Source organism: Streptomyces sp. NBC_00353, assembly GCF_036108815.1.
Classification (GTDB): Bacteria; Actinomycetota; Actinomycetes; order Streptomycetales; family Streptomycetaceae; genus Streptomyces.
This window is the reverse complement of the sequence record NZ_CP107985.1, coordinates 1,435,733-1,449,642: the sequence shown is the minus strand read 5'-3', so window position 1 is coordinate 1,449,642 and position 13,910 is coordinate 1,435,733. Positions and strand designations below refer to the sequence as shown.

General features: G+C 68.5%; 13 protein-coding genes and 2 pseudogenes. 7 read left to right on the top strand and 8 right to left on the bottom strand.

Annotated features, from left to right (window positions below; translation table 11 throughout):
• The first annotated feature begins 270 nt into the window (after positions 1–270).
• The 4 genes from OHA88_RS07030 to OHA88_RS07015 all read left to right on the top strand — a co-directional run bounded on the left by OHA88_RS07030 (position 271) and on the right by OHA88_RS07015 (position 4,924).
• Complete coding sequence (locus tag OHA88_RS07030) at positions 271–1,806, top strand: hypothetical protein (RefSeq protein ID WP_328624698.1); 1,536 nt, start codon at positions 271–273, stop codon at positions 1,804–1,806.
• A 706-nt stretch (positions 1,807–2,512) separates the two neighbouring features.
• Positions 2,513–2,893, top strand: coding sequence for an FKBP-type peptidyl-prolyl cis-trans isomerase (locus tag OHA88_RS07025; protein WP_328624697.1), 381 nt, complete (start codon positions 2,513–2,515; stop codon positions 2,891–2,893).
• A gap of 425 nt (positions 2,894–3,318) precedes the next feature.
• Positions 3,319–3,783, top strand: coding sequence for a hypothetical protein (locus OHA88_RS07020; protein WP_328624696.1), 465 nt, complete (start codon positions 3,319–3,321; stop codon positions 3,781–3,783).
• Between the two features lie 238 nt (positions 3,784–4,021).
• Positions 4,022–4,924 (top strand): GNAT family N-acetyltransferase, encoded by a 903-nt coding sequence (locus OHA88_RS07015; protein WP_328624695.1) that lies wholly within the window; start codon positions 4,022–4,024, stop codon positions 4,922–4,924.
• A gap of 240 nt (positions 4,925–5,164) precedes the next feature.
• Here OHA88_RS07015 and OHA88_RS07010 read toward each other — a convergent pair.
• The 5 genes and pseudogenes from OHA88_RS07010 to OHA88_RS06990 all read right to left on the bottom strand — a co-directional run.
• Positions 5,165–5,695: pseudogene (locus OHA88_RS07010) on the bottom strand (phosphatase PAP2 family protein); the annotation flags it as partial.
• Positions 5,696–6,649, bottom strand: coding sequence for a YihY/virulence factor BrkB family protein (locus OHA88_RS07005; RefSeq protein ID WP_328624694.1), 954 nt, complete (start codon positions 6,647–6,649; stop codon positions 5,696–5,698).
• A complete protein-coding gene (locus OHA88_RS07000) occupies positions 6,650–7,123 on the bottom strand; it encodes a hypothetical protein (RefSeq protein ID WP_328624693.1) in 474 nt (157 codons plus the stop codon). It lies immediately after the preceding gene.
• A gap of 307 nt (positions 7,124–7,430) precedes the next feature.
• Entirely contained in the window at positions 7,431–7,604 is a 174-nt protein-coding gene (locus OHA88_RS06995) for a CsbD family protein (protein WP_267008860.1), read from the bottom strand.
• A 406-nt stretch (positions 7,605–8,010) separates the two neighbouring features.
• The gene (locus tag OHA88_RS06990; protein WP_328624692.1) at positions 8,011–8,814 is read right to left on the bottom strand and encodes a tetratricopeptide repeat protein; all 804 of its coding nucleotides are present in this window, start codon (positions 8,812–8,814) and stop codon (positions 8,011–8,013) included.
• Positions 8,815–9,118: 304 nt separating this feature from the next.
• Here OHA88_RS06990 and OHA88_RS06985 point away from each other — a divergent pair, with 304 nt between their 5' ends.
• Positions 9,119–9,595 carry a DUF6924 domain-containing protein gene (locus OHA88_RS06985; RefSeq protein WP_328624691.1) on the top strand — a complete coding sequence of 159 codons (477 nt, stop codon included), beginning with the start codon at positions 9,119–9,121 and terminating at the stop codon, positions 9,593–9,595.
• 128 nt (positions 9,596–9,723) lie between these two features.
• On the opposite strand, the gene OHA88_RS06980 is transcribed toward OHA88_RS06985, so the two are convergent.
• The 3 genes from OHA88_RS06980 to OHA88_RS06970 all read right to left on the bottom strand — a co-directional run bounded on the left by OHA88_RS06980 (position 9,724) and on the right by OHA88_RS06970 (position 11,786).
• Entirely contained in the window at positions 9,724–10,452 is a 729-nt protein-coding gene (locus OHA88_RS06980) for an SDR family oxidoreductase (protein WP_328624690.1), read from the bottom strand.
• Between the two features lie 207 nt (positions 10,453–10,659).
• Complete coding sequence (locus OHA88_RS06975; protein WP_328624689.1) at positions 10,660–11,223, bottom strand: hypothetical protein; 564 nt, start codon at positions 11,221–11,223, stop codon at positions 10,660–10,662.
• 167 nt (positions 11,224–11,390) lie between these two features.
• Entirely contained in the window at positions 11,391–11,786 is a 396-nt protein-coding gene (locus tag OHA88_RS06970) for a hypothetical protein (protein WP_328624688.1), read from the bottom strand.
• 13 nt (positions 11,787–11,799) lie between these two features.
• Here OHA88_RS06970 and OHA88_RS06965 point away from each other — a divergent pair.
• A pseudogene (locus tag OHA88_RS06965) lies at positions 11,800–12,045 on the top strand (hydrolase); the annotation flags it as partial.
• Between the two features lie 107 nt (positions 12,046–12,152).
• A complete protein-coding gene (locus OHA88_RS06960; protein ID WP_328624687.1) occupies positions 12,153–13,871 on the top strand; it encodes a PASTA domain-containing protein in 1,719 nt (572 codons plus the stop codon).
• Positions 13,872–13,910: the final 39 nt, after the last annotated feature.

Genomic DNA, 13,910 nt, shown 5'->3' with positions numbered 1-13,910 from the left:
GTTGCCCAAGAGCGAGAACACCCCGTGGGCGCCGAAGACGATGTAGCCGAGTTTCAGCAACGCCCGGTTGCTTGACTTGCCAGGGATGTCATGCATCCGCCGGCGGGGGTGGATGCGGAGCCCGGCGGTGTGCCGTGCACGGTCAGCGTGCGCACGATGAGCAAGGCCCTCGCCACGTGGCCGAAGCCCTGCGGACGGAGTCGCCGGTAAGCGCCTACGAGGTAGCCGTCGGGCGGCCCGGTTCAGGAGGCGAGGTGGCAGGATGACGCGGTGTCCGACTCTCTGCATGAACTGTGGCTGCGCGGCATCGCCTTCAATCCGGCGGCGCCCTCCGACGTACTGATACGCCTGGTGGATCGAGCGGCCGGTGAGGCCGGCCTGCTGATGTGCGCGGGTCGTGACCTGCCTGACGCCGTCATCGACACAGCCCTCCGCCATCCGCTCGGGGAGATCCGCCGCGCGCTCGCCGTCAACCAGCACGTCGACCCCTCACGCCTCGCCCCCTTGGCGACGGACCCGTCGGGGATCGTCCGCGCACGGCTCGCCGGCGGCTCCCGTTCTTACCCCCGACGGGTCCGACCGCTGCCGGACGACATCCTCGTGACCCTCCTGACCGCCCAGGACGGGGGCGAGGACGGCAAGGTCACCGAACACGAGATCGTGGCGGAACTCGATTCCTCCCGGCAGATCCCGCTGTCCTTCCTCAGCGTCATGGCCGGGCACGAACACCCCGGGCTCCGCGTACGTGCCACCTGGAGGTGGCAGTCGCTCACCGCCGCACAGCGGGAGGCCCTGCTCGACGACCCCGACGCTGCGGTGCGGGAAGCGGCGCGGGAGAGCAGCTGGGAGTTGGACCCGGAAGCGGTGGAGGCCAGGCTGCGGTCCATCGGCCCGCGCGGCAGGTCCTTCGTGTTCGGCACGTGTGCTCTGTCCCCCGCGCTCGTCGAGCAGTGCTTCGAGGACGGCAGGGTGTACCCCTTGACCAGGAACCGGCACACCCCGGCCGATGCCGTCGCCCGGCTCGCCCGCCACCCTGAGGCGGAGGTTCGTGCGATGGTCGCCGTCCGGCCCGACCTGGGACCGGACCTGGTGGCGGAGCTGAGGGAGGACCCGGACGAGGAGGTGCGGATGTGTGCACGCCTCCACCCCTTCACTCGTACCTGGGCCGAGTACGGAGCGATCCAGGGGGTCATCGGGCACGGTCCGGACTGCACCTGCCCGGCCACCGAGCCGGCCACCGGGCCGGCCACCGGGCCGACCACCGAGTCGGCCGCCGGGCCGTCGCCCGACTGGTTCGTCGCCTGTGCGGTGTCCGAGGAACCGGTGCTCCGCCGGGTTGCGGCGAGTTGGCCGGGCCTGCCGACGGAACTCGTCGGGACGCTCGCGCAGGACGACGACGAGGAGGTGAGGATCCGGCTGGCCTGCCACCATCCGCTGGCTCCGCCGCACCTCCTCCTGGACGTCTTCGTCAACCGCCCGGTCCACCGTCCGCACCTGCTGAACCTGCCCGCGCTCCCCCGTACCGGCCGGACCCACCTCATCGCCCACCCGGATCCCGAGGTACGGGCCCTGGCCGCAGCCGATCCCGCCCTGCTCGACCCTCCGGTGGAGGACCCCGACGCGTCGGTGCGCCGAGCAGCGGCCGCCAACCCGAATCTGTCACCGGAAGCCCTGGAGGCCCTCCTCGCCGGCCCCCGCACCGCCGAGGGCGCTGCGGCCAACCCGGCCCTCCCCGTACCCCGCATGCACGCACTCCTCGACCGCTGCCTGAACGGTGCTGTCACCCCACCGGCGGCCCGACGCTGAGAGACGACGCCCACCTAGCGATCACAGGCATGGCAACCTCCGTCGGCCATCGACTCACGCCGACACACGAGACAAGCGTTCCCAAATCTCGGTTCTGGCACAGATCTTGGGGAGCCGTTGCGGAGCGTTACCCCGACGTTCGATTGCGAGGGACTGGCTCGTGTGAGGCGGCGTACGCCTTGTCCGTTGACGTTCGGAAGTGACGCTCCCTCTGGTCTCTGCTGCGGCCGGTTGTGAGCGGTGATGGTGCTGGTCATGCAGCCCGGCGCACCGTTCTGGGAGTCGCTGGTGTTCGAGGGGATCGACGATGTGGACGTCGAGGCGGTTACGTTCGGCACGGTCGAGGTGGTGACGAGAGGCCGCGCGGCCCGGGCGGCGTGTCCGGGCTGCGGGCGCTTCCCGGACCGAGTCCACGACCGTTGTCAGCGCAGGCTGAAGGACCTTCCGCGCAGCGGGCCACGCGCCACCAGGCGACGCCCAGGGGCCATACCCGCGGACGCGGGGAGCATGGCCTCGCCATCATCGAGTACGGGCGCAGCGTAGCGATGACGTAGCACGCCCAGTCACGCTGAGCATCGTGCTCCGTTGGGCTTGATGCACTCCAGGAGATGAGCGTTCACGGCAGGATGATGATCTACTGCATAGAGTGACCATGCGCCCGGCTGGTCTGTATGAGGGCTTCCGGCGGCGAGCGAATGAGGCTGCAATGAGTGAACTGACGAAGCCCGAGATCGACCTTCCGGAGGGTGACGCTCCCACCGAGCTGACAATCCGTGACCTCGTCGTCGGGGACGGGCTTGAGGCGAAGCCGGGCAGGGTTGTCCAGGTTCACTACGTCGGGGTCACCTTCGAGTCCGGAAAGGAATTCGACACCTCCTGGGACCGGGGCCGGACGTTCAAGTTCGCCGTGGGCGGTGGCAAGGTCATCAAGGGCTGGGACCGCGGGGTCAGAGGGATGAAGGTTGGCGGCCGGCGCGAGATCATCGTTCCCCCGCGCCTCGGCTACGGCAACCAGTCGCCCTCGCCGTTGATCCCGGCGGGCTCGACACTCGTCTTCGTGGTGGACCTGCTCTCCGTCGCAGTCTGAGGCCTTCTGCTACCCGGCCTCTGCGCCCGGAACCAAGGCCGGACAACACCTGCCGGCCGACCGCGACACCACACCCGTGCACCCTCCACCCGCAGCCACGGACAGAGGCACGCGCCGGCAACAACACGCATCGGCGCCCGTGGTTGGAGGACGGCCAGGTGACACTGGCGCCGAAGGAATGGCAGCGCCCATGCTTCTGGGAGGACTACTTCGACGACGAGCCGTCTGCTGGCGCCGAGTACGAGCGTCTGCGAGCGGAGGTCCTCTCCCAAGCGTGATCTCGCATTGGTGATCACTGCTGACGCTCACGGGGAGTTGCCGGTTATTCGGGCTGAGGGCGGGTAGTCGGGATGCCGAGAGCGACGGGCGACCATTGCGCAAGTCGAGCGGCGTCGGCTTGCTTGGTGCGGACGAAGGTCAGGGTCATGTCGACACCTTGCAGCCGAGTTGTCCACCTGACCATCGACGACATTGTCCACGACAACGACCAGGTCCTGCCACGTCTGGGCGAACCTGCCTCGCAGGTGCCCGCTCCGTTCGCCGAACTCCTCCTGACCTGGATCGACAGCCGCGACAACATGAACACCGCGACCAACCGAGACTCCCGCTGGGTCTTCCCCGGCCGACGTGCCGGCCAGCCACTACACCCAGGCAGTCTCTCCAGCCAGCTCAATGACCTCGGCATCTCCACGACCGCCGTCCGGACCGCAGCGATCCGCCAGCAAGTCCTGGAGATGCCCGCCCCCGTCGTCGCAGACGCCCTCGGCTACCACCACAAGACCACCACTCGGCTCCTCAACGAGACCGGCGGAACGTGGAGCCGCTACGCAGCCGGAGATCACAAACGGTCACCAACGGGCTGGGTTCCACGGGGATCTGGCGACAGTTGAGAACGCGAGCCCACCAGTGAGTACCCCAAGTCCCGTTCGGGCGGGTCGAGATGTGGTGCGCGCGGCTGGACGGCTGCTGTTGTCGGCGATTCGATCACGCTGTTACGCTGCGTTCGCGTCCTCGACTGCAAAAGGAGGTGGGAACCGTGAGCCAGCTGACTCTCATGTGCTCCCACCCCGTTCCGAGGGCGCCGAGGATCTGAACGGGAGCGCGTCGCTTCCCGAAAGGACCTCTCACATGACCGATCTGCTCATCCGCCCCCTCGCCGCGGGCGAGGAAGCACTTTTCGAGTCTCTGCCCGATCCCGGTCTGGTCGGCTTTGCCGCCTTCGGCGACACCTACAGTGGGATGGCCGCCGCCGGTGAGTACCGCCCCGAGTGGACGTGGGTGGCCCTGCGCGACGGCGTCGTCGTCGCGCGCGCCGCCTGGTGGGCCGGGCCGAAGGACGACAACCCGGTCGCCCTGGACTGGTTCGACTTCACGGACGCCGGTGCGGCCGTACAACTGCTCCGCACCTCACCGCTGTACGCCCAGTACTCCCTCAAACTGCCGCCCGGCTGGCGTGACATTCCCGCAGTCCGGGAGCAGGCACAGGCCCGGATCGACGCGGCCGTCGCCGCGGGTCTGTCCCCTCTGGTCGAACGCTTCCGCTACCGCTGGACGCCGGACTGCGGCGTGCCCGTGCGCCCGGGCCGCCTCGAATTCCGTCCCGAGCCCGACGACGCGGCGGTCCTCGACGTATTCCGCCGTATCCACCAGGGCAGTCTCGACGCCCATGTGCGCCGCACCATCGCCGCATCCGGGCTGGAGGCGGCCGCCCAGGAAGAACTGGACTATTTGCGCTGGTTGCCGAGCCCGCGCGAGTGGTGGCGCCTGGCCTACAACCCCGCCGGGGAACTCGTCGGCCTGAGCGTCCCCGGCCGCCACTACGGAGACCCTCTCATCGGCTATATCGGCGTGGTGCCCGAGCACCGCGGCCACGGATACGCCTATGACCTGCTCGTCGAGGCCACGCACAAGCTCGCCGACGAGGGCATGGACCGTATCGTGGCCGGGACGGACCAGACCAACGTCCCGATGGCCGCCCACTTCGCGAGGGCCGGCTACCCGATCGCCCAGGAACGCATCGACCTGATATAGCCCCGCGCCCGCGAGACAGGAAGCGGGTGCGGGACTCGGGGTGTGACAACCGAGTCCCGCACCCTCGCTCCTGCGGCTCCTACCGGGGTTACACACTGGTGAGCTCGCAAATTCAACCGTCGCCGATGCACCCGCCAACCAAGAACGAACGTCACTCTCTGCAGCTAATGGACGCGGTGACCTGAGGAACTCGCGACAGTTGAATAAGCGAGCTCACCAGTATCACGCCCGCTGTCCGCCACGGGGCACCAGCGGCAGCAGCGCGAGCAGCAGGGTGGCGAACGAGGTGGTGGCGGTCATCGCGTGGCCCGAGGGGAAGGAGAAGGCCGGTGCCTGGGCCACCGGGTCCGTCAAAGAGGGCCTGGCCCGCTCGACCACCGTTTTGACCAGCAGTCCTATCAGTCCGCCGGCCACCGCCGTCACGCCGGACCAGGCAGTCAGCCGCCAGGCACGGCGGTAGACCAGTCAAGCCGTCAGCCGCGCGACCACGCACCGCAGCGTCGCTGGGTCCCAGACCCAGTCGGACAGGAAGCGGAGGGCACTCGTCCACGCAGGGTGTTCGAGCCCGGTGCCGTGCGGCCGCCGCGCCGCACGCACGTCCATGGTGCGCAACGGGCCCCATCTGCCCTCGACGAGGACCAGCGGAAGACCGAAGGGCACCGAGGAGAGCGCGGCGACGGCGGCGGCGCCGAGCAGGTGGACGCCGCATCTGCGGTCGGCTGCCCGGGCGCTGCGCTCACGAAGCCGCAGGGCAGTGACTCGCACAACCATTCATGCTCCCGGATCGGGTTGGACAGGACCGGGCCGCAGGGCTCGGACGGCCTCCAACTGCGCGGCGAAGGACAGCCCGAGAAAGAGAGCGATGGAGGTCAGATAGGCCCAGAGCAGCAGCGACATGAAGGCACTCAGGGGGCCGTAGACCGTGTCGAAGGACCCGCTGACCGAGAGATAGAGGCTGAGCAGCCAGGTCAGCGCGGTCCACAGCACCAGGTAGAGGGCTGCCCCGAACGCCAGCCACGTGTAGCCGGGTTGCCTGCGACGCGGGGAGCGACGGAAGATCGCGCTCGCGGAGATGAGCGCGAGCAGCAGCCCGCACGGCCATCGCAGTAGATCCCAGGAGTTCCGGGCTCCGTCGCCGAGGCCGTAGACCGTCACGGCAGCCGCGGCGAGGTCGCCGCCGACCACCATGAGGATGAACCCGATGCCCAGAGGTATGCCGGCAGCCAGCGCCATCACCAGGCCCCGGAAGTACTTCTGATGGAAGGGGCGGTCGCGCTCGACGCCGTATATCCGGTTGGCACCGCGTTCGATCTGGCACATCGCCGTCGTGACGTTCACAAGCGAGAAAGCCAGGCCGAACCAGAGAGTGAGCTGAGAACCTTCCCCGGCACGCTGCCGGCTCCGATTGAGCGCGTCGTCCACCACCTCGGAGCTCGGTCCCGCGGCGATGCGGTGAATCGTCAGTTCCGCCAGCCTCCCCACGTTCTCCGTGTGAAGTGAGGCGGACAGCCCGACGAAGGCGATGACGAGCGGAATCACGGCGAGAACGGTCTGGAGGGCGAGCGCGCGGGCGTGGCTGAAGCCGTCGGCGTAACGGAAGCGGACGAAGGAGTCCCGCACCAGTGGCCAGCGACCGTAGCGGCGCAGCGATGCCAGTGCCTCGTCGGCGGAGAGTTCGTCGCCTGCCATGTCACGGGTCTGCGGGACCCGGGTCGCGGTGCCCATTTACTCGCCCCCCGACGGCCGAAATACGGTCAGGGCCCCTGGCCTGACCTCAGCGATGAGCAGTCGGCCCGGCTGCACCGGATCGGCGTCGGTCTCGCGCGGCTGCACCGAGGCGAAGCGGAGTTCGGCGCGGCGGAAGGTGAAGTACTCCACCGGGGTGCCGGTGTCCGCGCTGTCGGCGGCCGGGAAGCTGTCCGACGCGATGAACGACGCGTTGGCGAGCGGCCCAGTGCGTAGGTGGCCGAAGCCCTCGTTGACCTTGTCCTCACTGCTCAGGGGCCGTATCTCACTGGCGGGGCCGGTGATCTGGAGCCCGAATCCCACCATCAGCGCGGCCTGACAGACGGTCAGCAGACCGATCCGGGCGACGGCCCGGGCACTGCCACTGGTCAGAGCGGGTGACCGGCCGGGCCGAGCGGCGGCATGGCACTCCGTGGTCCGTTGGACCGGTCTTTCCGGCAGGGCGGTAGGCATGGGGCTCCCAGTATTCGGCGCCGCGTGGCGGCAGTGGTGGTCGGCCGGGGGCTCGGCCCTCCCGGTGCTCCACCGTCTGCCCCGCAATCCGCCCGTCAGGCATGCACGCGTGCGTGTACGCTCCGCGTTCTCGCCGAGCTGTCCGGTGCGCCGGCGCGGGTCTGGGCTTGCTGAAAAGCCGGCAATGGCGAACGCTTCACCGGGTTCGGCTGCTCCGCCTCCGCGGCCGGCATGCGTATGGCCCGGCACGGGATGCCAGGCCATACGCACAGCGCGGTCCGGGGGAGGCCACGCGGTGTGGTGCGGGTCAGTGCTTGAAGGCGTCCTTTGCCTTCTCCTTGGCTGTGCGGGCGTCGCCCTTGGCCTGGTCGATACGGCCTTCGGCGGTGAGGCGCTCGTTGCCTACGGTGCGGCCGGCGGCTTCCTTGATCTTGCCCTTGGCCTGCTCGGTCTTGGCCTGGGTCTTCTCATTGGCAGCCATGATTACTCACACCTTGCTGTGGTCGACTTCAGGAACAACCACCGCCTTACCCGCAATGCTTCCGACAAACCCGCCGCTCGCCCTCGTTGCTCCTGGGAAGCATGCCGTGGCAGTACCCGGCGTGTGCTCGATGACGAGGACGACCTGGCAGAGCCGCCTGCCCAGTGTTCAAAGATCGCCGACTTGGTCGACCGACCTGCTGACGAGGCGCCTTCCGCACCGCGTGAGGTAAGTGGACCAGACTCGCGCCGTGACCACGCGGATCGCCAGGGGATGGCGTTCCATTCACAGGCTGTCCCGACTTTCCGGCCAACGCCGCGAGGGTGCGGACCGGACGGTGCCAAGCATGCCGGGAGGGGCCAAGGACCTGTCCGGCGGATCAAGGCATGGCTGGCTGAACACTTCCTCAGGTTCGGCCGCCGCCCAGAGCCGTGCCGATCAGGGCCTCCGCCGCCCCAGGATCGCCGGCGAGCCGCCCGGCGTCGCGGATCTGCTCCTCGTCCAGTGTCCCGGCCTTCGCCAGCTGGATCGCCTCATGGATACCGTTTCCGTCGCCGTGGGCGAGCATGACGAAGAACCAGCGCACTGCCTGCACCGGGTCCGGCGTGGTGCCAAAGCCGTCGCGGTACCAGCAGGCGGCGGCGTTCATCGCCCCCGTATGCCCGCGCTCGGCCGCCCAGACGTACCACCCCAGCGCCTCCTCGTCCCGGTCCAGAGCGGACAGCCGGTCGGCGAGGAGGGCACCGGCGGCGACGATCCCCTCGCGTGCGGCAGCCTCCAACAGCCGCAGGGACTCGTCAGGGTCGTCGACCAGCTGGGCAAGGTTGAACACGGCGTAGGCGTCCCCGCCCTCGGAGGCCGCCCGGAATAGCTCGGCGGCACGCGCGCGGTCCTCTGCGACGCCCAGACCCATCACCAACATGTGCCCATAGGTGCGCTGCCCCGCCGGAAGGCCGGCCTCGGCCGCCGCACGGGCATAACGCACAGCCATGGGCAGGGCCGACTCGTCGAAGTACTCCAAGTAGATCCCGGCGAGCAGCGCGGCGGCCTCCGCCGACCCACCATCGGCCAGCGGTACAAGCTCGACGGTCACCCGGACCGCCAGCTCGGCGCCCTCCGTACTGCCCTCCATTGCGGCCCGGACGAAGGCGTGCCCCGCAGCTACCCAGTCCCCGGCCTCGGCTGCCCTTCGGCCCTCGTCCAGTTGCATGCGGGAACCTTATGCCATCGTCCGGTGGGTCATGCTCGGAGCCATCAGGCCGGCCGAGCGGGACGCACCGAAGCCCATGAAGGGCTTCGCCGGCTTCCTCCGCCAGGATCTCGACGCCGTCATCCCCGGACTTGCCCTGCCATGGAACTCCGGGGTGGTCGAAGGCCACGTGAATCGGGTGAGAACCCTCAAGAGAGCAATGTATGGCCGAGCCTCGTTCGAACTCCTCCGGACCCGCATCCTCGAAAACGGTCCATGAGACAGTCGGGCACGGCTCACCGATCGTCACCGAGGAGAAGGATCCATGAGAACGTTGCCCGCCGTCACCGGCCGTGATGAGTTCGATGCCCTGGTCGTCAGGACGGACTACCAGGACGACCAGGCGTGGCAGGACGTGGCGGCGGCGCTGATGGAGCCGGCGGGGGACAGGCAGTACGAGGCACACGTCCACTTCATAGACGATCCGGCCTGGGCAGGGGCGACCGTTGACGAGGTGCTGACTGTGGTCAGCGCCGACCACGACCTGGCAGTTGTCTTTCTCGCCGACCGGACAACTATGCAGGCCGAAAGCCACGCGTTGCTGGCGGTCACCACGATGACGCGGGAGGAGTGCGTGGACGATGAGGACTACGAGCAGCTGACCGAGTTCGGCCGCGAGTTCCGCACCCTCCCCGCAGGGATCCACGACGTCCACGCGAACCTGAGCATCGGCAACCTGGGCTTTGAGGAGTACGCGGCATGGGCTCACGACGATCCCGAGAGGATCTACCGGTCCTTCTGAACGGGGCTCACGAAACTGCGGACAGAGCCTTGAAAACGGCCAGGGCCGCTCGCGCTGCTCAGGTGGTTGTCCTGGTAAGCAAGTAGGGGCGATCGTCCGCACTGGTGGCGTTGGGTCTGGGCGGACGCCTACATCTGCTCGAAGTGGAAGGAGCGGATGAAGCAGTCTCGCGGCTGGCCGATCGCGAACAGGACGCAGTCGAGCACGGATTGGGCGGTCAGCGGGTCGCCTGCAGTCCGGGAAGCGTGATCCCAGGTGGAGTGGAGTGGGTCGCCGTCCATGAAGTCCGGCGGGTAGAGCGAGATGACACGGATGCTCTCAGGGCGGAGTCGGTGGGAGAGGATGTCGGCGAAGCCGGACTGCGCGGCTTTGGCCGCGTAGAACGCGGGGTGTGCCTGGGAGCGGTGGTTTCGGGCTTCCGCGGCCGAGGAGACCAGGTTGACCACGTCCGCACCAACAGAGGCGCGTAGCAGCGGGAGGAAGTGTTTGACCGTCAGCACTGTGCCGGTGGCTCCGGAGGCGATGGTGTCGGTGATCGCGTCGTCGGTGGCGTCCCACAGATCGGGACCTTCCAGGTAGCGGGCGCCATTGTTGATCAGAACATCCACCCGGTCGGCGTGGGCGGTGATTCCATCCGCGAAGGCCCGTATGGAGGCCGGGTCAGCCAGATCGCAGGCGAACGCGTCAATTTTCGCCCCACTGTCGGTCGCCACCTCATCGGCCACTCCCTGGGCCGCAGCCAGAGAACGCGCGGACACGAACACGCGCGCCCCCAACCGACCTGCCTTCAAGGCCAACGCTCGCCCGAATCCACGCCCGGCCCCGGTAACCACCACCGTGCGTCCAGTGAGATCCACTCGCGCACCTCCTTCTACCCCGTGTTGATCACCATGAGCGTAGCCGTGCTGTCCAACGCGCTGCATCCCTCAGCCGAAGCACGAGTGGGGAGATCCACTGAACACGTCTGGGTAGGACATGAGCATCACCTGGCCGGTTTCACAGAGCGCCATCAAGATCTCGGATGCAGAGCGGGCTCGATACCCGGACACCGGTTCGGCGACGGCTCAGAGGCATGCCAACAACGCGGTGAGTTCGATAGACAACCCGAGCGTCCCCCAGAGGAGGATGTCACCAACTGGCCGGACCGGACGTCCTGCGTCTTCACGCAGCACGGTCATGTGGACGGCAAAGGAGGCCGGCGCCGTAGCGGCCCAAAGCACACCCGCAAACAGCAACCCGTCCACGGCGAGTTGTCGCCACTCATGGATCCCGCTCTGCGACATTCGGGCCATCGTGGGGAGGCCGACTGCGGGCAGAAGCCCCAGTGCTGTGCTGACCGCCACCCACCACCACCTTCTCCCGTGCCCTGCGAGCCGCGCGAACCAATGCCCCAGGGCGACAGTCGGCAGGATGTATGCGGCGGTCAGCAGCGCGCTCGCACCCAACAGCACTGGCAGCCCGACCACTAGCGTGAGGGGGAGCAGCGCCCCTCCCGTCGGGAGACCGGCGAGCCGTCCGGTCCACGCCAGTGCCAACGCGGTAATGACCACACACAGCACAGCCATCGATACCGACGACGGCGCTGCCCCCACCCGGTTGGCTTCACGTCTGCCCAACAGTTGCGCCATCTCGACCCCCGACCCGGCCCTGCCCACGCAAGTCGCGCTACAAGCATCCGCAGGCATTTCGCCGCCACCCTAGGCCCATTACTGAACACGTTCAATGGCGGATCGGACGCGTGTGCCCGGTATCCGGTGGAGAACCCACCGATCAACTCCGACCCGTCGGACACGCCCTAGCCGTTGACGACCTTGTCGTAGCGCAGGGCGACATGGCCGGAGGCGACGTGGCCTGCGATGCGGCCGTCGGTACCACCGATGAGGTAGTCCTGACCACGCATCATGTCGTCGTTGGTGTTGGCCTCGTGGATGTACGAGAACTTGCCGGCCGCCTTGTCGACCCACTTCTCGAAGAGCACCACATGCCCGTCCTGGGTGTACAGCGCGTCGCCGGGCTGGAGGTCGGATTTCGAGATGGTGCTGCTGACGCTCGGCAGACTGTAGGTGGTGGTGTAACTGGTGTCGGCGTGCCAAATCATGGAGACGAGGCCCGAGCAGTCGGTGCGGTACGTGTGGTCGTCGTACGGGTCGGAGGCGTACGCACCCTGCTTGTAGGGGATGCCGCGGTTCATCCAGTTTGCGGTGCTGTACGTGAACGGCTCCGGTCACCAGAGCTTCGTTTTGCTCAACGGCGACATCGACACCAGCCCGCCCGTCGGCCCGAATTTTCCCTTGATGTTCCACGCGATTCCGAAGCGAACGCCGTACGCGTGGGAGAACCGGTACTGGTACACCGGCACGTTCGCCTGGTGAGGCAACACCACTTACAGCCGCGCCGGCGTCCGCGGCCCGACCGCCGACACCGGCTGGAGCCTGAAGTTCTTCGAGTAGGGCGGCAGGCGCGGTCGAGGTCCCGTGGAATTGGGGCAGGCCGGAGGAGGTGCGGGGATCCCGTACCCGTGTCCGGTCCTCGAACGGGGGGTCGTTAATATCCCAGCATGTCCGAGACTTCCGTGCAGCGTCTCCTGCGAAACGACTCACGCACCGTGCAGGTGGCGGCCCATGAGGCCGTGGGGCTCCCGACCCGTGAAGCGGAGACTCTGCTCCGTGTCCTCGGGGACGGGGAGTCGGTTCTGGCCCTGTACCGCCGGGACACAGGGCACGCGGCGCTCACCGAGGACGCCCTCATTCTCCTGGACGGGAATGCTGCGACGCGTGTTCCGAGGCCCTTGGCGGTACTGCGCCCCGCGTACGGCTCTCCGCGGCGCGTGGACGTGTCCGTGGACGGCCGGAGTGCAAGCCTGTGGGGCTCGCGGATCGACGTGTCCGGCGATCTGCTCCTGCGCACCGGGAGGCTCGTGCCCGGGCCTCTGACCGGCGACTCGCGCATCGGCGCGGTCGTGGCCGGCGAGTCCGTCTCGCTTTCCGACGTCGGCAAGAAGGCACTGCTCGACGAGCTGGAATCCGGGGAGTTCGTCCGGGCCCTGTACCACGACGGCTGGGGATACGCAGCGCTGACCGGGAAGGGTCTTATTCTCCTCCGGAACATCCTGTCGCCCAAGGCGATCCGAGTGACGGAGCCGCTGAGGATCTTCCGTGGCACGTATGGCCTGTTCGACTCCGTCGAGATCCTTGTCGACGGGAAGCAACGCAAGCTGCACGGCTCGAAGCTCGACCCGAAGGGGAAGCTCCTCGAAGCCGCGGGGGAACTCCTGCCTCCCGGCTCTCCCTTGCGTCCCGGTCGCGGGACGCGGATCCTGACGTGGGTGCGCCGGCATCCTGTCCTGATGTCCGTGGCGGTGGCCGTACTGTTCTTCACCGGTGCCGGTTCCGGTGGGGGAGCGGGCACGGGGTCCGGCGAGAAGGAGGCCGCGGCGGAGGCGCGTGCGGACCGCAGCCTGACCGTCCCCGAATTCGAAGGGTTCTCCCTGTCGGCAGCCGTGGCGGAGGCCGGCGACCATTCGTGGCTGCGCGTGTCGGCAGCCGATGCCTCCTCCGCCTTCCGGCCGGTGACGGGCACTGAGGCGGACTGGCGGGTCTGCTTCCAGATGCCCGCCCGCGGCGAGACGGTCCGTCCGTCCGTCAGGACACTGACTCTGTACGCGGTCCCGGAGCGGGAGGAGTGCCCGACGCAGCTGCTCGGCACGCGCCGGATCGGCATGCCGGACCTGGTCGGCGAACGGTTCGACGATGCCTCGAGTGCCCTGGGCGAGCTCGGCCTCGCTCGCACGGTCCCTCTCCACGCCCATACCGGCAAGCAACTGGACGGCGAGGCACCTGACCTGGCCGCCTGGCAGGTGTGCCGGCAACAGCCGGAATCCGGCACCGAAGTCTCGACGTGGACGCGGGTCTCCCTGTGGCTGATCGGCCCCGGTGACCCGTGCACCGCACCCAGCTCGAGTCCCAAGCCGAAGCCCAAGCCGAAGCCCCAACCAAAGCCCAAGGCCGACCCCGAGCCCTCGTACGGCACTTCGGGCGGCGGCACCACGGGAGGCAGCACCGGCGGAGGCAGTACCGGTGGCAGCTCGTCGACCGGTGGAGGCACCACCGGCGGCGGATCCTCCGGCAGTTCGGGCGGCGGCAGCAGCCAGGGGGGCGCCCGGTTCGGGCAGTCCTGCTCCCCGGTGGGCGCCACCGCGACGACCGTCGACGGGCGGCCCGCGAAGTGCTACATGGGCAAGGACGGCCTGGCCCGCTGGGGTTACTACTCGGGATGACGGGATGGACTCCGGCCGCCCCTCGTACGGCCGTCCCTG

What these genes read in the sequence shown, in the direction of transcription:
- OHA88_RS07020 (WP_328624696.1), top strand. Translation starts at nt 3,319, where the DNA reads ATGTCGACACCTTGCAGCCGAGTTGTCCACCTGACCATCGACGACATT.
- OHA88_RS06970 (WP_328624688.1), bottom strand. Translation starts at nt 11,786, where the DNA reads ATGAACCGCGGCATCCCCTACAAGCAGGGTGCGTACGCCTCCGACCCG.
- OHA88_RS07015 (WP_328624695.1), top strand. Translation starts at nt 4,022, where the DNA reads ATGACCGATCTGCTCATCCGCCCCCTCGCCGCGGGCGAGGAAGCACTT.
- OHA88_RS06995 (WP_267008860.1), bottom strand. Translation starts at nt 7,604, where the DNA reads ATGGCTGCCAATGAGAAGACCCAGGCCAAGACCGAGCAGGCCAAGGGC.
- OHA88_RS06975 (WP_328624689.1), bottom strand. Translation starts at nt 11,223, where the DNA reads ATGGCGCAACTGTTGGGCAGACGTGAAGCCAACCGGGTGGGGGCAGCG.
- OHA88_RS06960 (WP_328624687.1), top strand. Translation starts at nt 12,153, where the DNA reads ATGTCCGAGACTTCCGTGCAGCGTCTCCTGCGAAACGACTCACGCACC.
- OHA88_RS07000 (WP_328624693.1), bottom strand. Translation starts at nt 7,123, where the DNA reads ATGCCTACCGCCCTGCCGGAAAGACCGGTCCAACGGACCACGGAGTGC.
- OHA88_RS06990 (WP_328624692.1), bottom strand. Translation starts at nt 8,814, where the DNA reads ATGCAACTGGACGAGGGCCGAAGGGCAGCCGAGGCCGGGGACTGGGTA.
- OHA88_RS07005 (WP_328624694.1), bottom strand. Translation starts at nt 6,649, where the DNA reads ATGGGCACCGCGACCCGGGTCCCGCAGACCCGTGACATGGCAGGCGAC.
- OHA88_RS07025 (WP_328624697.1), top strand. Translation starts at nt 2,513, where the DNA reads ATGAGTGAACTGACGAAGCCCGAGATCGACCTTCCGGAGGGTGACGCT.
- OHA88_RS06985 (WP_328624691.1), top strand. Translation starts at nt 9,119, where the DNA reads ATGAGAACGTTGCCCGCCGTCACCGGCCGTGATGAGTTCGATGCCCTG.